This window comes from Armatimonadota bacterium, from assembly GCA_013359125.1.
Taxonomy (GTDB): domain Bacteria; phylum Armatimonadota; class Fimbriimonadia; order Fimbriimonadales; family GBS-DC; genus JABWCR01.
Genome location: JABWCR010000002.1, coordinates 78,287 through 99,828, shown reverse-complemented (window position 1 = coordinate 99,828; position 21,542 = coordinate 78,287). Strand labels below are relative to the sequence as shown.

The 21,542-nt window shown below is 57.4% G+C and carries 18 protein-coding genes; 13 read left to right on the top strand and 5 right to left on the bottom strand.

The genetic code is table 11. The features are described 5' to 3' along the window. Position 1 precedes the first annotated feature (1 nt). The 3 genes from nrfD to HUU60_01770 are packed head-to-tail and all read right to left on the bottom strand — an operon-like array spanning position 2 to position 5,068. On the bottom strand, positions 2-1,402 hold the full coding sequence (gene nrfD, locus HUU60_01780; protein ID NUL81436.1) for a polysulfide reductase NrfD: 1,401 nt from the start codon (positions 1,400-1,402) through the stop codon (positions 2-4). A 2-nt stretch (positions 1,403-1,404) separates the two neighbouring features. Next, positions 1,405-4,395, bottom strand: a complete 2,991-nt coding sequence (locus HUU60_01775) for a TAT-variant-translocated molybdopterin oxidoreductase (protein NUL81435.1) — start codon at positions 4,393-4,395, stop codon at positions 1,405-1,407. Between the two features lie 16 nt (positions 4,396-4,411). Continuing rightward, positions 4,412-5,068 (bottom strand): cytochrome c3 family protein, encoded by a 657-nt coding sequence (locus tag HUU60_01770; GenBank protein NUL81434.1) that lies wholly within the window; start codon positions 5,066-5,068, stop codon positions 4,412-4,414. A gap of 320 nt (positions 5,069-5,388) precedes the next feature. On the opposite strand from HUU60_01770, the gene HUU60_01765 reads away from it, so the two are divergent. Further along, a complete protein-coding gene (locus HUU60_01765) occupies positions 5,389-5,925 on the top strand; it encodes an NAD(P)H-dependent oxidoreductase (GenBank protein NUL81433.1) in 537 nt (178 codons plus the stop codon). Between the two features lie 313 nt (positions 5,926-6,238). Here the strand turns inward: HUU60_01765 and HUU60_01760 are convergent, their stop codons facing one another. Continuing rightward, on the bottom strand, positions 6,239-7,354 hold the full coding sequence (locus HUU60_01760) for a PLP-dependent transferase (protein NUL81432.1): 1,116 nt from the start codon (positions 7,352-7,354) through the stop codon (positions 6,239-6,241). A 72-nt stretch (positions 7,355-7,426) separates the two neighbouring features. Here HUU60_01760 and HUU60_01755 point away from each other — a divergent pair, with 72 nt between their 5' ends. The 12 genes from HUU60_01755 to HUU60_01700 all read left to right on the top strand — a co-directional run bounded on the left by HUU60_01755 (position 7,427) and on the right by HUU60_01700 (position 20,683). Then, the gene (locus tag HUU60_01755; protein ID NUL81431.1) at positions 7,427-8,740 is read left to right on the top strand and encodes a carbohydrate ABC transporter permease; all 1,314 of its coding nucleotides are present in this window, start codon (positions 7,427-7,429) and stop codon (positions 8,738-8,740) included. Positions 8,741-8,799: 59 nt separating this feature from the next. Continuing rightward, a complete protein-coding gene (locus tag HUU60_01750) occupies positions 8,800-10,209 on the top strand; it encodes a family 10 glycosylhydrolase (GenBank protein NUL81430.1) in 1,410 nt (469 codons plus the stop codon). A gap of 6 nt (positions 10,210-10,215) precedes the next feature. Then, on the top strand, positions 10,216-12,975 hold the full coding sequence (locus HUU60_01745) for a UPF0182 family protein (GenBank protein ID NUL81429.1): 2,760 nt from the start codon (positions 10,216-10,218) through the stop codon (positions 12,973-12,975). A gap of 145 nt (positions 12,976-13,120) precedes the next feature. Next, entirely contained in the window at positions 13,121-14,044 is a 924-nt protein-coding gene (locus HUU60_01740) for a dihydroorotate dehydrogenase (GenBank protein ID NUL81428.1), read from the top strand. Positions 14,045-14,067: 23 nt separating this feature from the next. Beyond that, positions 14,068-15,288, top strand: coding sequence for an adenylosuccinate synthase (locus HUU60_01735; GenBank protein NUL81427.1), 1,221 nt, complete (start codon positions 14,068-14,070; stop codon positions 15,286-15,288). 33 nt (positions 15,289-15,321) lie between these two features. Beyond that, positions 15,322-15,888: an elongation factor P gene (efp, locus tag HUU60_01730; protein NUL81426.1), complete on the top strand. Its 567-nt coding sequence runs from the start codon at positions 15,322-15,324 to the stop codon at positions 15,886-15,888. A gap of 39 nt (positions 15,889-15,927) precedes the next feature. Continuing rightward, the gene (locus HUU60_01725; GenBank protein ID NUL81425.1) at positions 15,928-17,043 is read left to right on the top strand and encodes a hypothetical protein; all 1,116 of its coding nucleotides are present in this window, start codon (positions 15,928-15,930) and stop codon (positions 17,041-17,043) included. Further along, complete coding sequence (locus HUU60_01720) at positions 17,022-17,489, top strand: acetyl-CoA carboxylase biotin carboxyl carrier protein subunit (protein NUL81424.1); 468 nt, start codon at positions 17,022-17,024, stop codon at positions 17,487-17,489. Before HUU60_01725 ends, HUU60_01720 begins: the two co-directional genes overlap by 22 nt. Beyond that, positions 17,486-17,851: a hypothetical protein gene (locus HUU60_01715; GenBank protein NUL81423.1), complete on the top strand. Its 366-nt coding sequence runs from the start codon at positions 17,486-17,488 to the stop codon at positions 17,849-17,851. Before HUU60_01720 ends, HUU60_01715 begins: the two co-directional genes overlap by 4 nt. Positions 17,852-17,853: 2 nt before the next feature. Then, positions 17,854-19,221 (top strand): acetyl-CoA carboxylase biotin carboxylase subunit, encoded by a 1,368-nt coding sequence (gene accC, locus HUU60_01710; GenBank protein ID NUL81422.1) that lies wholly within the window; start codon positions 17,854-17,856, stop codon positions 19,219-19,221. Then, positions 19,218-19,643: a transcription antitermination factor NusB gene (gene nusB / locus HUU60_01705; GenBank protein NUL81421.1), complete on the top strand. Its 426-nt coding sequence runs from the start codon at positions 19,218-19,220 to the stop codon at positions 19,641-19,643. The genes accC and nusB overlap by 4 nt, the downstream gene beginning before the upstream one ends. Beyond that, positions 19,640-20,683: a deoxyguanosinetriphosphate triphosphohydrolase gene (locus HUU60_01700; GenBank protein ID NUL81420.1), complete on the top strand. Its 1,044-nt coding sequence runs from the start codon at positions 19,640-19,642 to the stop codon at positions 20,681-20,683. Before nusB ends, HUU60_01700 begins: the two co-directional genes overlap by 4 nt. Here HUU60_01700 and HUU60_01695 read toward each other — a convergent pair. After that, the gene (locus HUU60_01695) at positions 20,680-21,540 is read right to left on the bottom strand and encodes an HDOD domain-containing protein (GenBank protein ID NUL81419.1); all 861 of its coding nucleotides are present in this window, start codon (positions 21,538-21,540) and stop codon (positions 20,680-20,682) included. The genes HUU60_01700 and HUU60_01695 overlap by 4 nt on opposite strands. Positions 21,541-21,542: the final 2 nt, after the last annotated feature.

The following is a 21,542-nucleotide window of genomic DNA, read 5'->3' as shown; positions in this document are numbered from 1 at the left end:
TTCAGCTCTTCCCCGTCGGAACCGGCGCATGGCGATCGCCGTGCCCGTCTGGCTTGACTTTGTGCCACAGATCGCGCATCTCGAACACGGCGATCATGGGCAAGAATCGGAGGAACAAGAACATCATGAAGGTAAAGAACCCGATGGTGCCCGCAAACATCCCAAGATCCCAAATCGTCGGATAGTACATGCCCCAAGACGAGGGCAGAAAGTCGTGATGCAGACTGGTTACGACGATCACGAACCGCTCCAGCCACATCCCGACGTTGATCACCAGCGAGATGAAGAACAGTACGCCCATATGATGCCTAAATCGCGGGAGCCACAACAGTTGCGGGATGACGCCGTTGCACAGAATCAGGAGCCAGTAGGACAGCCCAAATCGACCGGTCGTCCGGTTCTCAAACATCAGTTCTTCCCAAAGGCTGCCGCTGTACCAAGCCATAAACGCTTCCATCCCATAGCCGTACAGCACGATCAAACCGGTCGCCAGCATCACCTTGGCCATCCAGTCGATGTGCTTCATGGTTACAAAGTTCTCCATCTTGTACCATCGACGGACGGGGATCATAAAGGTCAGCACCATCGCAAAGCCCGAGTAAATCGCGCCCGCAACAAAGTAAGGCGGGAAAATGGTCGTGTGCCAACCGGGCATCAGTGAAACCGCAAAGTCTAAGCTAACGATAGAGTGCACCGAGATGACCAGCGGAGTCGACAGTCCCGCCAAGAGCAGATAGGCCGTCTCGTATCGGAACCAGTGCGCGGCGGAGTTGCGCCAGCCCATCGCCAGCATCCCCGTTACAACCTGCTTCACTTTGCTCTTTGCGCGGTCGCGCATCGTCGCAAGGTCGGGGATCAATCCAACGTACCAGAACAGCGCCGACACGGTCAGGTAGGTCGTAACCGCAAAAACGTCCCACACCAGAGGGCTGCGAAAGTTGGGCCAGACCGCCATGATGTTGGGGTAGGGCACCAGCCAATAAGCCACCCACGGACGACCTGTGTGCAACAGCGGGAACAGACCGGCGCACATGACTGCAAAGAGCGTCATCGTCTCGGCAAAACGGTTGATCGACGTGCGCCATTGCTGCCGCAGCAGCAACAGAATCGCCGAAATCAGCGTGCCCGCGTGTCCGATTCCGATCCACCAGACAAAGTTGATAATGTCAAAGCCCCAGCCGACCGGTACGTTAACGCCCCAAATGCCGATACCGTTGTACAGCAAGGAGCCGATGGTCAGCACCATGACTCCCAGCAATCCAAACCCAAACGCGGCGCCGAAATACCACGGCGCAGGCGGGCTTTTAGCCGGAATATCGCCTATGTGCTCGGTGATCGTGCCATAGGTCTGCTGACCCTCGATCATTGGCCCGTCAATCACGCTGGCAGGTTGAGCGGCCATGCTTATGCCTTCTCCAGTTCGGTGTTGTTGTTGCGATATCGCCCGAGATAAGTCGTGCGCGGCTTGGTGCCCAAATCCTCGAGCAGCGAGTAGTGCTGCTCTTGCGCCCGCAGCTTGCTGACCGCGCTCTCAGGATCGGCCATGTCGCCAAACTCGATCGCCTTGGTCGGACATGCCTGCTGGCACGCGGTAACGACCTCGTGATCCTTGAGCCGACGGTTCGCCTTTTTCGCTTCGATTCGTCCCGCGTTGATGCGCTGCACGCAGTAGGTGCACTTCTCCATCACGCCTCGGCCGCGCACGGTAACGTTTGGATTGCGCATCAGCTTCAAAACCGGAAGCTCCAGATCGTACTTGTCTTTCAAATAGCCGTACTTGAAGTAGTTGAAGCGGCGAACTTTGTAAGGACAGTTGTTGGAGCAATACCGAGTGCCTACGCATCGGTTGTAGACCATTTGATTGAGACCCTCTGCGCTGTGGACCGTCGCCGCCACCGGACAAACAGGCTCGCACGGCGCCTGTTCGCAATGCATACACGGCAAAGGCACGTGATACGTCTCCGGATTGTCCACGTCGCCCTGATAGTAGCGATCGATCCGTATCCACTGCATCTCGCGATGGCGGCGGACTTCATCCTTTCCAACAATGTTGATGTTGTTCTCGGCTTGGCAAGCCATCACGCAGGCGTTGCATCCGTTGCACAGGTTGGTATCGATCACCATCGCCCATTTGTAGCCGTCCCACTCGCGCTCGGGATACATCGATCGCAGTTCGCCATGATGGCCGTGATGTCCGCTGTCGTCGTGCTCGCCGTGCAAATCGTGCGTTCTAATAATGTCTCGGCCAAACTGCGTGTCCTCGCCTTTTTGACCGTGCCAGATCACGTTGTGGTTGGTCGTAAAGGCCAAAAGATACTCGCCGCCGATCTTCTCAACCTCTACCGGCGCAGCCCAAGGATGGTCGGAATTCCTCACCGCATAAGCGTCAAATCCGTAGCCGACCGCTACCTCTCCGCCGCGCCGACGCCCGTATCCCAAATGAAGCGTTACGGCCTCGTTCGGATGGCCCGGCACGACAAAAGCAGCGGCCTTTACCGAGCGCTCTCCGACTTTAAGGTTGACCATCGTCTGATTCTCGATTCCCAACTCTTGCGCTTTTCGAACGCCGAGGAGGCAGGCGTTGTCCCAACAAAGGCTCGTAACAGGCTTCGACAATTCCTGCAGCCAGCCGTTGTTGGCATATCGACCGTCGTAGACTGTCGGATCGGCAGCCAAGATCAGCTCCATCCCTTGGTTCAACTTGGGCGGCTGGGCACCTCCGCTTGCAGACACGCTCGCAACCTTGGCGCTCGTACCGGCGATCATGCCATCGTGAACGCACTTTCGCCAGAACTTATCGAAATCTGCGCGAGGCATCGCCGCCTTCCAATAGTCCTTGACCGCATCGTAAGCCGTGCGGCCTTTGCCTTCGATCGCACAGAACAGATCGAGGGGCGAGACTGCGCTATACAGCGGCTCGATAAGAGGTTGAACGAGCGAAACAGTGCCGTCAAACGCCACGGCATCGCTCCACGACTCTAAGTAGTGCGCGTCGGGCGCCACCCATTGGCTGATCCCGGCTGTTTCGTCGTCGTGCATTCCCAAGCGAAGAGTAAAGGCGCCGTCCTTCTTAGAAATCGTCTCGAGCGACTGTGCAAACTCGGCATCTGCGGGCGCATTGTAGGCCGGATTTCCGCCCAACATTATCAGGCAATCGACCGTTCCCGCCCGCATCTCTTGGGCTAATGCCATCATCGACGCTGTTTGCTCTTCGACTTTGGGCAGCACAGGTTCGACCAGGCGAACCGTATTTCCCATCGCGCCCAGCGCCTCGTTCATCTGCATGACCAAAGTCTGCGTTTGAGGCGAGCACCGCGGCCCTGCGATCACCAACGCCTCGGCGCCCGCTGCTCGCAAATCGCTGGCGACAGCCGAAGCCCAGCCCTGATGTTCGGTCGAGGGCGCGTTGACCGACATCCCCATCGCCGCGGCAACCGACCATACGATAGCCTCCGCCTCTGAAGGCTTTACAGTGAGCTTGTGATCCGCAAGCGAAGCGGTAACGTTTGGAGCGGATTTGAGCGCATAAAGCCTCGGCATGTCGTGCTTGTCGTCCCTAATCTGGCGCTGTGCGGAAAAATCTCGACTGTAGCGCACGCTGCCCGGAAGTTCGACCATAAAGTCGCAATCGACCGATAGAATGACCTTGGGCTTGGTAAAATCGTAGACCGGTTGAACGTACCGACCATAAGCCGCCTTCATCCCGACCCACAGGTTATCCTCGTTAACCGGATCGTACTGAATCCATCGACCCTCGGGGTATTCGACCAAGAAGTTATCAATCAGCCGTGCCAAGGTGGGCGAGCTGACCGTCTCCGTCAAAATGCGCAGTCCGGCGCCCTTCTTGTCCATCTGCCGCGCCAAGGCGCCGCGCAATGCGCTCATCATCTGCGCCATCGACCGCGTGGTGCCAAACTGTTTGATCGCCTGCGCCCGGTCGGGATCGTACAGATTCAAGATGGAAGCCTGAGAAAAAACTTCGGTCGAACCCAGGCTGGCAGGATGAATCGGATTTCCCTCGATCTTGGTCGGGCGCCCTTCGTGGCTCTCTACCAGCACGCCCAATGCATAGCCGCCCAGAACGAACGAACTCGCATAGTAAAGCGCTTTGCCCGGAACGATCTCCTCTGGATGGCGAACATAGGGGACAATGTGGTCGGCCGGCAAACGGCGACATCCCGCCAACCCGGCCAGCGCCACAGATGCGCCCATCAGTTTGACGAACGAACGCCGATCCATACCGTTGACCAGCGATTCGCGATGCGGAAACTCGTCGTCGGCGTATCGGGCGAGCTCCTCCGACCCGGCCAGCTCTTCTAAGCTTCGCCAATAGCCTCCTGGCTGCTTCCCTGCCAACTTGTCCCTTAGCGCCTGCAACGTGGTCTTGTCGCTCATTCTCGCATCCTATCCATTAGCGATGGCACGTCCAGCAATCCGTTAGCTGCCCCTTCTTGATGTCGAAATCGTGCACCAGCCGCTCGCCCAACTCGCGCTGGTTGACCTCTGCCTTGTACTTCCAGTTCAAGACTTGATCCTTGGGCCGAATGAAAAGCTCCGGCTCGCGGTGGCAATCGAGACAAAACTTCATAAAGAACGGCTCGTTCTTATAGGTCAGTTGCATCTCCTGCACATCCCCATGACAGGTGAAGCAGCTGATCCCCTTGTTCACATGGATGGAGTGGTCGAAGTAGACGAAATCGGGCAGTCGATTCACCCGTGTCCACTCGATCGGCTTATTGTCCTTCAGGCTGTTGCGCAACTGCTCCAACAAGGGACTGTTCGTCCAAATCTGCGAGTGGCAGCTCATGCACGTCTCGGTCGGGGGGATGCCGGCAAACTTGGAAGTCTCAACCGTAGTGTGGCAGTAGCGGCAGTCGATGCCTAGCTCGTTGGCGTGGTGCTTGTGGCTAAAAGGGATGGGCTGCTCGATAGCAACCTTGGCGTCGGTGCCAAAACTGTGGCGGGTGATTTGCGAACCGGTAACCAGCGTGCCCGCCACCAGCAGGATTCCGCCGACTAAACTCGCCCTCGCTATCGTGTTGCTGCTTTCAGGAAAGATCTGAGGCATCGGCCCGCCTCCCTATTTTTCTAAACTAGAAGCGGTCCTGCCTCAACCGCTCCGTCGGTCTGCATCGATCGCTTCCATGCGATCTCAAAAGCCCATTGCCGAAACCCATTCGCCGCCGGCCTATCGTCTCCTTCTTCTGCGACAGAAATCCGTTTCCTGCCGGTCGGCCTTTGTGAATTTTATCACAAACTGTTGCTCCGAGCAAACCCTTACAGGCTTCCATGGGGGCGCCGAATGCAGACGGTAGCGATATTACCCACAGAGATTCGGCTTTGTCAAGCCCCTGGCGCGAAAAGTCTTCGCACGCTTGAAAAGGTAAAATGCCCGCCATGAAGATACTCCTGTTTTGCGGCAGCCTGCGAAAGGCGTCCTTCAACCGAATGCTGACCAACCATGCCCTGGAGGCTATTGGTAGCCGCGCCGAGGTTCAAGTGGCCGAGATCGGGGACCTGCCGCTCTACAACCAGGATATCGATGCCGATCCCCTGCCCGAGTCCGTGCAACGCCTCAATAGACAAGTCGCCTGGGCCGATCGATACCTCTTCATAACTCCGGAATACAACTACAGCATCCCCGGAGTTCTAAAGAACGCGATCGACTGGGCCAGCCGACCGCGCCCGAACCCCTTTGCCAACAAGAAAGCAGCCATCATGAGCGCCTCGCCGGGCATGTTGGGCGGCGCGCGTTGCCAATATCACCTGCGGCAGTGCTTTGTCTTTCTGGACCTTGTCGCGATCACGAGCGCCGAAGTTTTCGTCTCCTTCGCCGCCGACAAGTTCGATGAGAACGGCAAACTAAACGACGACCGCACCGCTAAAGCAATCGACAAGCTGCTTACTGCCCTGTTAGCGGAGTGAGGCTTTGGGATCCCGCTACACTCGCAGGTGTCGCGGGTTTGTCTTCTCTTGGCCGTCGAAGCGTCGAGGGCCAGCGAGGACGCCGGCGGTACTTGGAGAATTCGTACTCAATTTTGTGCTACATTATGAAAAAATCCCGTTCATTAGACCTAAACCACCGGGAGGGCGAGCGTCCCCGCGAGCCGGTGATCGGAACGCCCGGCTTCTGCCTGGCGCTTCTTGCGGATTGTGCCGCCCGGAAGGGCAGAGTTGCATCTCGCTTAAGCGCTCTGAACGGGATTTTTTCGATTTGTAGCACAATTGTGAGTACGAATCATGCCCCAAATCCGTCAAACGCGGCATCGAGATCGTCCAACAGCGCGCTCGCCGGCTCAAGCCCCACAGAGAGCCGAACCACCCAGCGATGGGGCGGCTGCTCCTCTGGAAATGCCACGACCAAACTCTCCGGCCCGCCCCAACTGGGACCTATGCGAAAGCGCCTGAGCGAGTTGATCGCCCTGACAACGCTCTCTCTCGACGCAGGCTTCAGCCAGAAGCTGAACAGGCCAGAATAGCCCCTCATCTGACGCTTGCCCAATTCAAATTGCGGATGCGATTCCAACCCCGGATGATTGACGGCGTCTACATAAGGGCGCTCTGCCAAGGCCGAAGCCAGCGCCAAACCCGTCTCCTGATGCCGAGCCATTCGCACCGGCAGCGTCCTCAGTCCCCTAATCAGCAGATAGGCCGCAAACGGATCGGCGCATCCCCCAAGGGTCCGTCTTTCAACGCCTACCTTCTCCATCAACTCCCTGCGGCCCGCCACCGCCCCGCCCATGATGTCGCTATGCCCGCCCAGGTACTTGCTGGTGGAGTGAATTACCAAATCGACTCCCATTGAGATCGGGTTTTGATAGAGCGGCGTCGCCCAACTATTGTCGATCACAACCAGCGCGCCGGTCTCCTTGGCAACTGCCGCAACCTGTTGGATGTCCTGCAAGTTGAAGAAGATGCTCGAAGGGCTTTCCAGATAGTAGAGCTTGGCCGGCTTTCGAAACTTTTCTGGATATTCGCCCGACACAAACTCGACCGTTACCCCAAACCGCGACAGATAGTCGGTCAAGAACTCCCTCGTCGGGCCATAGCACGTTTCAACGGCGACCACATGATCCCCGGACTTCACGCAAGCCAATACCGCAGCGCTCACCGCCGCCATCCCCGAAGCAAACAGCATGCACTTCTCCGCTCCCTCCGCCTGGGCAATGATCCGTTCCGCAACGTCGATCGTCGGATTGCCCACGCGAGTATAGTCCCAGCCTTCTAACTCGCCCCTTTTTAGAAACTGCTCGAGATCGTCCCAAGTGAAAAGCGAGGACTGGACTATCGGGGGCACAATGGCGCGGTAAGGGTAATTATCGCTTTCTAAGAAGCACAATTCGGGGTCGGTCATGGGGCGTCATTTATACGAAGGGGATGCCAATCCTGCAGGACGACGAGCGCCCAGTCAGAAGAATAAACCAGCATGGCGGCCATTGGATGGATAGCGGCGGTTGCGCTCTTCTACGTCGCTCTCTGGCGCGGCCTAGCGGTTGCGCAAATAGCGATTCGGTTTCGTTTGCTCTCCGCCCTTGCCACACTGTTCGCAGGATGCGCTCTCTCTCTCGTAGTCGCCCAGTTCGTAGCCGAGCAGCCGTACAGGCAACTTTTGTTGGACGTTGGCCTGCTCGCAACTGTCTATGCGGCCTACTGGGTCGCCCGTGCGCGAATGGCGCGAGTCGGCATTCGATTGTGGCGGCGTCCTTTTGGCAAAGCTCTCCGAAGCGCCGGATTGCACTTAGCGCTCGCGTCGGGCGCCGCCGTCTTCTCGGTGCCCTTCGCATGGCTGATCGTTACCTCGTTCAAAGAAGACATCGACATGTCCAAGTTCCCGCCAGTCTGGGTTCCGAAGCGCCAGATCGAGAGGCAGATCGGCGATCAGCGCTATCCCATTTCCATCGTGCATGTGGACGGTCGTCCGGCAGAGGCCGCTGTGTTGGAGAACTTGGAAAGCGGCGAGCAGAGATTGCGAATCCTGCCGCCCGACCCCAATGCAGGCGAGGAGATCGTTCGATTGCGCTCCGAAATCACACCGATACGCAAAGTCGGCCTGCGATGGGAGAACTACCGCGATGCCTTGCGCTTTCTGCCCGAAGAAGCCGAGAAAGGCTGGGCTTTCTTGCGCAATACGCTGGTTTTGGCCGTGCTCAACATTATTGGGATCGTGCTTTCCAGCTCCATGGTCGCCTTTGGCTTTGCGCGTCTGCGCTTTCCGGGGCGGGACGCGATGTTCGCCCTGATGATGGCGACGATGATGCTGCCCGGCGCAGTAACGATGCTTCCTGTATTCCTGATCTTTCGTTCGCTGGGATGGGTCGATACGCTCAATCCGCTTTGGGTTCCTGCCTTCTTTGCCAGCGCCTTCTCTGTGTTTCTGTTTCGGCAATTTATGATGACGATCCCGCTTGAATTGGAGGAAGCGGCCAAGCTGGACGGTTGCACGCCGTTCGGCATCTACTGGAGGGTCGCCTTGCCCTTAATCAAGCCCGCTATGGCCGCCATCACCATCATGACCTTCTTGGGCGCTTGGAACAACTTCATGGGGCCGCTCATCTACATCAACAGCCCAGAAAAGATGCCTGTAGCCTATGCCCTTCAGCTGTTCCAAACCGATCACGGGGGCGAGCCGGGCATGTTGATGGCGGCGTGCACCATGGTCATGTCTCCCGTGGTCGCGCTCTTCTTCTTTACTCAGCGCTACTTCATTCAGGGTGTAACGCTTACCGGCTTGAAGGGATAGCCCCAGAGCCGTCGAAAGAAGACGCATTGGAAGGAGTATCGAGCGAGGTTGAAGAGATTATGGTTCCTCCGTTAAATCGAGAGTTTAGAGGCGTTTGGGTGGCCACCGTCGCGAACATCGACTGGCCGACCAAGCCTGCCCTGCAAGCCGCAAATCAGCGCGCCGAGCTGTTGGCCATCATGGACAAGTGCGCGCAGCTAAACCTAAACACGGTTATCTTTCAGATACGTCCAGCGTGCGACGCTCTGTACAAATCAAAACTGGAGCCTTGGTCCGACTTTCTGACCGGCACGCAAGGCCAGCCGCCGAGCGACGATTACGACCCCTTGGCCTTCGCGATCGACGAGGCGCACAAGCGAGGGATCGAGCTTCATGCCTGGTTCAATCCGTTCAGAGCCAGACATTACGAAAGCAAGTCCCAGCCCGGGCCGACGCACGTGAGTCGGACGAAATCGCGCATTTGCAAAACCTATGGCCGGTACTTATGGCTGGATCCAGGCGAACCGGACGCGCAGAAACACAGTTTGGACGTGGTTTTAGACGTTGTCTCGCGATACGACTTGGACGGGGTTCACATCGACGACTACTTCTATCCTTATAAAGAGAGGGACTCGAAAGGGGCGATCATCCCGTTCCCCGACGATCCCAGCTGGGCGGCGTATCAACGAAAAGGGGGCAAATTGAGCCGAGACGATTGGCGAAGGGACAATATCAATCGGTTCGTGAAGGAGATGTACGATCGAGTCAAGGGCGTCAAGAAACATGTAAAGGTGGGGATCAGCCCGTTTGGAATCTGGCGTCCCGGCCACCCGCCCAGCGTCAGCGGCTTCGACCCGTACCTAGAGTTGTACGCCGACTCAAAGATTTGGCTGGAGAACGGCTGGCTCGACTACTTCGCGCCCCAGCTTTACTGGAAGATCGAAGCGCCCAAGCAGGCCTTTCCAGAGCTTCTAAAATGGTGGATCGAGCAGAACCGCAAGCAGAGGAACATGGTGCCGGGTCTATTCACCAGCTTGGTCGAGGACGGCACAGCGCGATCTTATCCGGTAGAAGAACCGCTCAACCAGATCGAAGTGAGCCGCCGAACCAAAGGCTCCCATGGCGTCATCCACTTTAGCATGAAGGTCTTTCTGCAAAATAGAGGCGGGATTTCCGAAAAGATTCAGGCAACCTCTTACGCACAGCCTGCTCTCAATTTGGCCTATCCCTGGCTCGGCGAGAAGCGGCCCGGCAGGCCCTATGTCAAACTTGAAGATCGCTCGCCGCTCCAGTTGCGCGTCGGCGGCAACGGGGGCGAGCCGTTCCTTTGGGCCGTCCAAGCCTTCCACCGGAATCAACAGCAGCTCTTTCTCTTCCCTGGCAATCAAAAGGAGCTTGTAGCGCTGCCGACCATCCCCGCATCGCAAGCCGCCGTCTATGCCATCAACAAAGCGGGCGTGGAGAGCGAGCCCGTGGTGATGGCGGTCTAACCAACAATGGCTAATCCTCGCCGAACTGCGCAAGAGCCAAAAGGATGCGGCATTGGTTGCATCCTTTTTATTGCTCTCGGGCTGTTTCTCATGATTTTTGGCGGGGTAATGGTGCGCGTCTATACCGACTGGGTATGGTTCTCGACCGATGTCAACCGTCCTGATGTCTTTTCGACCATCATGGGTGCCAAGTGGACGCTCTTTCTGATCTTCGGTCTTGGATTCGCGGCAATAGTGATTCTCAACCTGCTCATCGCCAACCGAGTGGCCGGATTCGACATCCTGTTGTCGTCCAAACTCGATCAAGTGAAGCTCGCACGGTTTGCGCGCACGATCAAGAAAGCAGCCTATTGGGGCATGATGGGCGCGGCGCTGTTTGTCGGCCTCATGTTCGGCCTGACCGCCGTTTCGGGCTGGCAGGATTTTCTGCTTTTCAAGAGCGCCGTGGTCGTAGGTGAGACAGATCCTTTGTTCAATCAGGACTTGGGCTTTTACCTCTTTAAATTGCCCTTCTTGAAGCAGCTCTACGGCTCGATCGCCTTCGTGCTGTTGGTAGCGCTGATCGCCACAGGGGTCTACTACTACTTCAATCGGGCGCTCGGATGGTTGGGGGGGCTGCCAACGCTCGCAGCAATGGTGAGGCCGCACTTGCTGTCACTGGCCGCGCTCTTTTTTGCTGCGGTAACAGCGCGAGTGAGCCTGATGCGCTATGACTTCTTGTTCAGCGATCACGATCAGTTCTATGGCGCAGGCTACGCCGATATACACGCGAGTCTGCCCGCTCTAAACATCGTGATCGGTCTGCTGGGTCTAACCGCGGTTCTCTGCCTGGTCAACATCAAGGTGGGACGACTGTTCATCCTTCCGGCGGTATCCGCTGTCGCGGCGCTGGTCGCGGTCATTCTGGGTTTGGGCGCCTATCCCAGCATGATTCAGCGCTTTAACGTTGTGCCCAATCAGTTGGAGCGAGAAGGCGAGTTCATCGAGACCCACTTGAAAATGACGCGACAAGCGTACGGTCTGGAGCGGTTCAAAGTGTCTCAAATGAACATCCAGACGGAGATCGCCGCAAGCGACCTTGCAACCGCGCCAGAGACTATCGAGAACATCCGACTGTGGGACTATCGGCCGCTTAAGCAGGTTTACAACAGCCTCCAAGCGCTCAAACCCTACTACCGATTTATGGACATCGACGTCGATCGTTACAAGATTGATGGAAAGCTCCGGCAAGTTACAATGGCCGTGCGAGAGTTGAACACCGAGGGCCTGCCGCCGCAAGCGCAAAAGTGGCAAAACCTGCATCTGCTGTACACGCACGGCTATGGATTGGTCCTCAATCGCGTCAACGAGGCGACGGAAGAAGGCCAGCCCGTTTTCTTGATCAAGGATCTACCGCCACAGTCTCCAGAAGACATCGATGTCGAGAATCCGGCGATTTACTTTGGCGAGAACACCTGGCGATACAGTATCGTCCGATCCAAGCTGAAAGAACTCGACTATCCGCTTTTGGTAGGAGAAGGACAGGAAGACAACGCCTACACAACGTATGGCGCCGACGGGGGCGCCCCCCTCAGTAGCGCTTTGGTGAGAACGATGTTCTCCCTGCGACTCAGCGACGCCAACATCCTGCTCTCTCGCGATCTGACCTCCGAATCGAGACTGCTCTTTAGGCGACAGATCGGCGAGCGGGTGCGGGCCGTCTTCCCCTACCTGCTTTTTGACGACGATCCCTATCCCGTCATTTTCAATGGCGGGATCACCTGGATGTGGGACGCCTTCACGCACACAGACGCTTATCCTTATAGCAAACCGTTTCGGCAAAACGAGCGCGCGGCGCCCTCGTTCAACTACTTGCGCAACTCGGTCAAGGTTACGATCGACGCCTACACTGGCCAGGTAGAGGCATACATGGTCGATGAAACGGACCCGATGCTCAAAGCCTACCGCAAGATGTTCCCGAAGTTGTTTAAGCCGATCTCAGAGATGCCCAGGGAATTGGCGGAGCATCTCCGCTATCCCCAGAGCCTCTTTACGGTTCAGTCGGTCATGCTCCAGTTGTATCACATGACCGATCCAAGAGTCTTCTTTAACAAAGAGGATGCCTGGACGATCGCTCAAGAACTTTTCCAAGGCGCTCAGCCACAAATGATGGAGCCGTACTATGTGATCGCTCAGCTTCCGGGCGAGCCAAAGGCCGAATATATCTTGATTCTGCCATTTACGCCGCTAGGGCGCGGCAATATGGTCGCCTGGTTGGCCGCGCGGTGCGATCCCGAACACTACGGCCAGGTGCTTCTCTACCGATTTCCGAAAGAACGGCTGGTCTATGGCCCCGTGCAGGTAGAGGCGCGCATCAGCCAACACCCGGTGATTTCGCAACAATTGAACCTGTGGAACCAGCAGGTGAGCGAGGTGGTGCGCGGACATATGCTGGTCATCCCCATGGGACGCTCTGCCCTCTACATCGAGCCGCTTTATCTTAAAGCCTCGAATGAGACGGCGATCCCTGAATTGAAGAAGATCATTTTGGGCGCGGGCAATCGAGTCGTTATGACGAACACGGTCGGCGAGGGCTTGCAACAACTGCTCGGCACGGGCGCGGCGCCCGTCGCGACGGCGACCAGACCAACGGCGCAACCCTCCTCTGGCAACGCCTTAGAGGATGCCAAGAAAGCGCTAACCCGCGTGAAGGATGCGATGAAGAGCGGCGATTTTGAAGAACTGGGCCGGCGGCTTAAAGAACTGGAGCGTGCCCTGAATCGGTGATGCTCGCCGATTTTTTTGAAATACTCGTTTAACCCATTGACTCAATCCGGTATAATATACCCATGCGGTTGAGTAGAGCAACATCGGGATAAGGGGTTGAGCCCCCCTTATCCCATTTTTTCGCCTTCCGCGCCATAATATCGGCATGAGTTCCGCTCCCGACCTCGCCGTACAGATCGGTCCGCTCCGCTTTCCCAATCCGATCATGGTCGCCTCGGGCACCTTTGGCTACGGCATCGAGTTCGCCGACCTGATCGATGTCTCTCGATTAGGCGCGATCGTTACTAAAAGCTGCACTCTGGCGCCCCGTCCAGGCCACGAACCGCCGCGCGTGGTCGAAACGCCTGCAGGGCTTTTGAACGCCATCGGGCTTCAGAACGACGGCATCGAGATGTTTATTCAGGAGAAGCTGCCCAAGGTTGCAACGCTCGGCGCCCCCGTCATCGTGAGCATTGCCGGCGATACGGTCGGCGACTTTGTCGAGATCGTCCGTCGTTTAGCCGGACGCAGTGGTTTTGTAGCTTTGGAACTGAACGTGTCGTGCCCAAACCAAGAGAGAGGCGGAATCGAGTTTGGAGTCGACCCCGAATCGCTGGCCCTAGTCGTCAGCGCAGTCAGAAGCGAAACCGATCTGCCTTTAATCGTTAAGCTTTCGCCCAATGTAACGGATATCGTGCCGCTGGCCGAAACGGCGTTGCGCTCGGGAGCGCAGATTCTCAGCCTGATCAACACCGTTCGAGGCATTGCCATCAACCCGCTCACCGGTCGATTTCGCTTGGCCAATAGAACAGGGGGATTGTCCGGCCCAGCCATCAAACCGATCGCGCTCTATCACGTCTGGCGGGCAGCGACCGAGCTGAAGGCGCCGATTATCGGTATTGGCGGAGCGATCGCCTGGCAAGATGCGCTGGAGTTCATCTATGCCGGTGCCAGCGCGGTACAGATAGGAAGCGGAAGCTACGTTCAGCCGACCGCGTCTATCGAGGCGCTGGACGGATTGACGGCGCACCTGGCAGAGCGCAAGATCGCGACCGTTACAGAACTGATCGGCCAAGCGCAACCCGCTTAGTCGCAGGGTACACTTCCTTACCTATGGCTGTTACCGTGGTCGTGGGCGCCCAATGGGGGGATGAGGCAAAGGGCAAGATAGTCGATTTCCTGGCCAGCGATGCAGACTATGTGGTCCGTTACGGCGGAGGCAACAACGCGGGCCACACCGTTTGGCTTAAGGACCAGGAGTTCAAATTCCACACGGTTCCTTGCGGGCTCTTGCATCCCCATGCGACAGCCGTCATCGGCGACGGCGTGGCGGTCGATCCGATCAACTTGGCGCAGGAATTGGACATTGTCGCTGCCAAGGGGATCGATTCCTCTAATCTTCGAATCGGCTCGCGCTGTCACCTGATCCTCCGATACCACACGATGATCGATGAGTTGGAGGAGTCGCGCAGAGGTTCTAGCCCGCTCGGAACAACCAAGCGCGGCATAGGCCCGACGTACGCCGACAAGGCCGCGAGATCTGGCCTGCGCATGGAAGATTTGGTGGACCCTCTCCGGTTCCGTGCCCGATTGGAAAAGAGTCTCGAACAGAAGAACGCCATCCTAAAACATCTTTACGGCCATGCGCCCATCGCGCTCGAATCGATGCTGGACATTTACGAGCCGTTGGGTCGGCGCTTTCGCGATCAGACCATCGATGTGCCTGCACGCCTGTTAGATGCAGTACGGTCCGGCAAGCGCATTATCATGGAAGGAGCGCAAGGCACGCTTCTGGACATCGACTATGGCGCCTATCCTTTTGTAACTTCCTCGCACCCGATAGCCGCCGGCGCATGTTTGGGCACTGGGATTGGTCCGCGCCATCTGAAGAGAATTATTGGCGTTGCGAAAGCCTACACCACACGAGTAGGCGAAGGGCCCTTTGCAACCGAACTTAAGGATTCGACCGGGGAACGGATCCGAGACCAGGGTCAAGAGTATGGAACAACAACCGGCCGCCCCCGACGCTGCGGGTGGCTGGACCTGCCGATGCTCAAGTATTCTGCCGAGATCAACACCATGACCGAGTTGGCAATAACACGGCTTGACGTTCTGTCGGGCATCGATCCATTGAAAGCGTGCATCGAGCACGGTTCGAACGGTCCTGTCTACATCGAGTTGGAGGGCTGGAAAGACGACCTGCGAGGGATCCGATCGAGAGAAGCGCTGCCCGATGCCGCACAGCGGTACTTGTCGATTATCGAAGAGCGCACGGGCGTTCCCGTATCCATCGTGTCGGTCGGACCTGAGAGGAGCGAAACGATCGTTTCTTAGCCAAGCGGTATACTTCTGGCGGAGGATATTTGAGTGGTCGATACTGCCGATTTTCGTAGCGGGTTGAACATTATTGTAGACGGCGAGATCAATACGATCGTTGATTATCAACAGTCGCATCAGGGTCGGGGCAGCGCAATCATGCGCGTGAAACTGAAGCGCCTGCGAGACGGCGCCATCCGAGAGCGGACTTTCAAGTCGGGCGAGCGTTTCGAAAGCGCGTATATCGAGCGAAGGAAAATGCAACTCCTGTACGAAGACGGGGACGACTATGTACTGATGGACTTGGAATCCTACGACCAGGCGCACGTGCCTAAGAGCCTGTTCGAAGACGTTTCAAAGTATATGAAGGAATCGATGGAAGTTCAAATCCTCAATCACGACGGCCAGATCGTCGGCGCCGAAATTCCCGAGTTCATGGAGTTGGAGGTCAAAGAGACCGATCCCAACTTTCGCGGCGACACGGCGTCGGGCGGATACAAGCCTGCCACGCTGGAGACGGGCGCGGTCGTCCAGGTGCCGTTTCACATCAACGTCGGCGACCTGCTTAAGGTCAACACGCGCGAAGGGCTGTATATCGAACGCATCAAGAAGGCTTAGCAGGGAAAGCGGGCCTACAGTCGAATAGAAAAGATCGGTATGGATCCTGCTAAGTACGCCGCAGAAGCCGCTCAGGCCCGAGTATTGGAGCGCATCAGCAGCATCGCCTTAGGATTCGTCTATTTCGGATCGGGGCTTTCCGTCTTGGCGCTGCTGATCCTCCTCTTTTGGCTAGTAACCGGTCGACTAGACGAAGCCAGCGCTGCAAGCCCCGACAACGTCAACACGATCAACAACGTCGGAAAGTTGGGCATCATGGGCTGCGCGCTTTTGGTCATGGGCGCCTGCTGGCTCTATATCGACGAATCGTCGCTCGGCTACTTCATGATCGTCGTGGCCGTGCTGCTTTACTTCGCAATTCCCTTCACCCTCACGCAGTTCAAGGGCGAACTGTCCGGCTCCAACCGGATGGTCGATCTGGCATTTGGGCAGATGCAAAACATGGCGTGGGTGCTCTTCATCCCTGGCGTTTTCTTGGCTGTGTTCGACGGGGTCAATCGCGGGATCAGGCGGTTAAAGTACGGCTCCGAGTTGGATCAAGTGTTGGGCGTCGGGCAGGACGTCAAACAACAGGAAGTGCCGACCGCCCGGTTTATGGGCAAATGCTGGCAACTGCCCTTTTGCCGAAGCTACGTGCGCGAGCGATGCCCGATCTACCATTCTCGACGCACTTGTTGGCGCGAGCGCGTCGGGTGCATGTGCGAGGAGAAGGCGATCGTAACCGCCATGATGAACAAAGCGCCCGCCGCCGATCCAGAGATGAATGTGCGATTCATTCCCTACAATCGCCAACTCTCCGATTTCGAAAAAAAGGAGCGGTGCAAAGAGTGCGTCATCTACAACGAGCACCAGAAGCAGAAGTATCAGCTCTTGGCGCCCGTAACGGTCGGAAGCATCATCGGCGGCGCCTACCTGTTGCACGATTCGCTGAAGGGCTCCATGTTCAAATTGCTTCAGACGGCTGACAACGTCCTGGCAAAGATCTCGCTGACGCCAGGCGGTCCGTCGGGGCCGACGGGAAGCACAGAGGCCGTACAAGCGTCGATGCAGGCAAACGAAATGGCCGCGATGCTGCTCTACGTCTGCTTTGCCGTGATTCTATTAAGCTATCTCTTGAGGCTGGTCGAAACCGCTTGCTTCTCATGGAAGATCTGAACCCGGAATTGTTGAACGAAATACAGCGCCTGGCGGACCTGATGGTTCGACGGCGATTGACCGAAGTGTCGCTCTCTGGCCCCGAAGGGCGAATTCGATTGAGACGCGCCAATGACGAAAGCCACGAACTGTTGCCCCCCCTTTTCTACGCTCCGATGGAAGCGGCTGCCGTAGAAGAAACCGAACTCAGCGTCGATTGGCCGGGCAGCGCTCTGGTAGAAGCACAATCGCCGTTGGTCGGATTCTTCTATCAGGCCAAAATTGCTCCGGGCGCAACCATAAAGCGCGGAGAGAGCCTTGGCACGATAGAGGCGATGGGCATTCAAATCGACGTGCCATCGCCCACCGACGGTGTTCTAACCGAATGGCGAATAGCCGACAATGCGCCCGTCGAGTTCGCACAACCGATCGCGGTGATAGAGGTCTCGGGTGGCGAAGAGTCATGAGAAAAAACGGCAGTTCCCTGATCGGCGCCATGGCTGCTCTTGTGATAGTGATGGCGCTCATGATGGTCTGGCTCTATTGGCAACCAGACGGAAAGAAGCGCAAGCCTGGAGAAAAGCCCGTCAGCCGAATTACCGAGACCAAGCAGGCCGCCGAGTCGGTCAAGTGCAAGGAGAACCTGAACCAGATTCGAATGGGCATTCAAGTAGAGAGAATCAATGCCGACGAAGCGCCGCCCGATTCTCTTCGGGTTCTGCGCTTCCCGAACGAGATGCTGAGTTGTCCAATCGTACAGCAGCCTTACCTTTATGACAATCGTAACGGTTCCGTGCGCTGCCCCAATCCGGATCACGCCAACTACTGATCATGTTTAAGAAAATACTTGTCGCTAATCGAGGAGAGATCGCGCTGCGGATCATTCGCGCCTGCCGCGAGATGGGCATCCGTTCGGTCGCAGTTTACTCCACGGCAGACAAGGACTCGCTTCACGTTCAGATGGCGGACGAATCGGTCTGCGTCGGCCTACCGCCAAGCACTGATAGTTACCTCAATCTGCCCAACATCCTGATGGCGGCCAAGATCACGGGTTGCGAAGCCATCCACCCGGGCTACGGCTATCTGTCTGAACGCGAAAGCTTCGCCGAAGCCTGTGAAGGCACTGGAATCGTCTTCATCGGTCCGCCTCCCAAGGCGATCGGTTCGGTCGGAGACAAAGCCGTTGCGCGGCAGATAGCGCGGTCGGTCGGCGTTAGCGTGCTGCCCGGGTCCGACGGACCGGTGGACAGCGAGGACGAAGCGTACCAGCTGGCGGACGAATTGGGCTATCCAGTCTTGATCAAGGCGGCTGCGGGAGGCGGGGGACGCGGAATCCGGCGAGTTTTCGCACGGGACGAACTGATACCGGCCTTGAGAATCGCACAGAACGAAGCGCAGTCTGCATTTGGGTCGCCGAGCGTCTATTTGGAGAAGTACATCTCTGATCCGCGGCACATCGAAGTTCAATTGATGGCCGACCAGCACGGCAATGCGATCCATCTTTTTGAGCGCGAATGCTCGGTGCAGACTCCGCGCCATCAGAAGATGATCGAAGAGGCGCCGTCTCCCGCCGTCTCATCTGCTTTGAGAGCTCAATTGGGAGAGGGAGCCGTGCGATTGGCAAAGGCCGTCGGCTACACGAACGCCGGCACGGTCGAGTTTCTGATGGACGGCGAGGGGCAAGTCTATTTTATCGAGATGAACGCACGGCTTCAAGTGGAGCACCCCGTAACCGAACTGATCACCGGAGTTGACATCGTCCAAACGCAGATTCGTGTCGCTGCCGGCGAGAAGTTGGACGTCGAACAGTCTCAGTTGAAGATCAACGGCTGGGCGATCGAAGCGCGGCTGACCTCTGAATCTCCGGAGAACGATTTTGCGCCCTCGGTCGGCGATGTCACCCAGTGGATTCCTCCGGGCGGACCCGGGGTACGGGTAGACAGCCACCTCTACACGGGCTATTCGATGCCTCCGTTCTATGATCCGTTGTTAGCCAAGATCATCGTTCGGGCGCCGGATCGTCAACAGGCGATCGCTCGGCTCGAACGCGCGCTGCACGAGACTCGACTGACAGGCTTCCGCACTAGTCGAGAGTTCTTGATCAGGCTGATTACGGACCCGCGCTTCGTTGCAGGCCAGGCGACTACGGACTTCGCGCGTTCTGTGCTTGCGCCAGACGACGCAGTGGCCCGCCGATGAGCCTGAACAGACGACCTTCGCGAGAGTGGGCGCTACGGACGCTCTATCAGATCGAGGTCGCCGGCAAAAGCCCCGTCGAAGCCTTGGAGGAGGTCGTCCCCGTCGCCAAGTTGGAGCCGTCGCTCGAGGAATATCTGCGAGAACTGGTCATGGGAATCTGCGAACATCGAGCCATGTTGGACAAGCGGATCTCCGACCGGCTCAAGGATTGGACTTTGGATCGCTTGGCAGTGCTCGACCGAAACGTGCTCCGCATAGGCGCCTACGAACTGATCTTCAATAGGGATCTGTCCAAAGCGGTCGCCCTGAACGAAGCCGTGGAACTGGCCAAGAAGTACGGCACGGAAGAGTCGGGTCGATTTGTGAACGGCGTGTTGGGCGCTATCGCCGACGAAACGCCGACCGAAAACGGCGCCCAATGACCATCCGCGAGCAGAACGAAGCGCTGGAAGAACAACTCCTGTCCGACTGGGCGACCAAGAGCAGCCGGTCCAGAGGGCGAGTTCGGCAAGAGCCTCCCTGCCCGGTTCGGACCGCCTTTCAGCGCGATCGCGACCGGATTGTCCATTGCAAGGCCTTCCGTAGGCTAAAACATAAGACGCAGGTGTTTCTCGATCCGGGCGAAGACCATTACCGCACCCGCCTGACCCACACGCTGGAAGTGGCTCAGATTGCTCGCACGGTTGCAAGAGCGCTGCGCCTTAACGAAGACCTGACCGAGGCGATCGCTCTGGGACACGATCTTGGCCATCCGCCCTTTGGACATACCGGCGAGGCCGCCTTAGACGCGCTGATGAAAGCGCACGGTCAAACGGGAGGCTTTCGGCATTACGAACAGAGTTTGCGCGTTGTGGACGCGCTTGAGAACGATGGCAAGGGTCTCAACTTGACTTACGAAACGCGAGAAGGCATTGCCGGGCACTCTAAAGGCGCGTCCGATCTCGGCCAAGACGAGGCGGCGAGCGCGAGCAGCCCAGAAGCGGCAGTCGTCCGACTATCCGATCGGATCGCCTATCTCAATCACGATCTGGACGATGCGAAACGGGCCGGCCTGCTGTCTGACGACGACCTGCCCAAGACTCTGAAAGAACGATTAGGAAACGGCCACAGCCAGCGCATCGCCGCCATGGTCGTCGATCTGACCGACACCAGCCGACAAGCAGGAACGGTCGCGTTCAGCCCGCCCATGCTAGAGGCGATGAACGAGATGAAGACTTTCATGTTCGAAACGGTCTATCAGAACCCCAAAGTGGTCAACGAGCGAGAGCGAGCGGAAGGTCTGATCGGCGGACTGTTTGGCCATTACATCCAGCATCCTGAAACGCTTCCAGAAGGCTTCGTTCCCACATCGAAGGAGTCGGTCGAGATCAAAATCTGCGACTACATCGCCGGAATGACCGATCGATATGCCATCCAGATTTACGAGCGGCTCTTTCTGCCGCGTCCTTGGACTCAGCCTTAGGCGGCTGTCAGCGCGCTCTGCATCGCGCCTAAGTTCTCTAGGGATTCGGCGATCAAAGCGCTTTGCTCTTCTTCCTTCAGCCTAGGCCACGACAACAGTTCGGGCACTGGATCGTCGATAGCGAAGAGCCCCGGCGGCGCCTCGTTGATGAGGTGCAGCCAATAGTCGGCCAACTGGACGCATCCGGCCATCTCTCGATGTCGGTCTCCGGCGTCTAGAGCGCTTTCTGGAGGTGCGATCATGGCGGTCAGCGATTCGGGAAAGTTCCAATGCGCGCAAATCAGACGACCGATTTCGACGTGGTCGATGCCAAAGATCTTAGCCTCTGCCTGTTCGCGCGTAAGACGCTGGCGCTCCAACTTTTGCACCTTGTGATACTCCTGCTCAAAGTGGAAGGTCAGAAAGATCAGCCCGAGATCGTGCAACAATCCGCCAATAAAAACCGATTCGACATCGCGGGCAGAGAGACAGACGTGTTTGGCCAGTCGTTGCGAGACCAATGCGCAGGCCATCGCATGTCGCCACAGGGTTTCTTCGGGAATGGCCGAACGTTTGCCGCCCTTGAGCGTGTGAAAGGCCGCGACCCCCAGCGCCAGATTCTTCACCGTCTGCATCCCAAGCACGATCACAGCCTGACGTATGGTATCGACCTGCTTCGATAGCCCATAGTAGGCCGTATTGGCCAAACGGAGCACTTTGGCCGTCAGGGCCGGATCTGTCAGCACCACATCGTGGACTTGCTCTGCCGTTGCAGTGGGCGAATCGGCCAGTTCCCACAGTTCCATCACGGCCGCTGGCAATGGTCTCAATGCCGCGACGCTGCTCCTCACTTTGTCCTCAATCGCTTTCGGTTTCACTC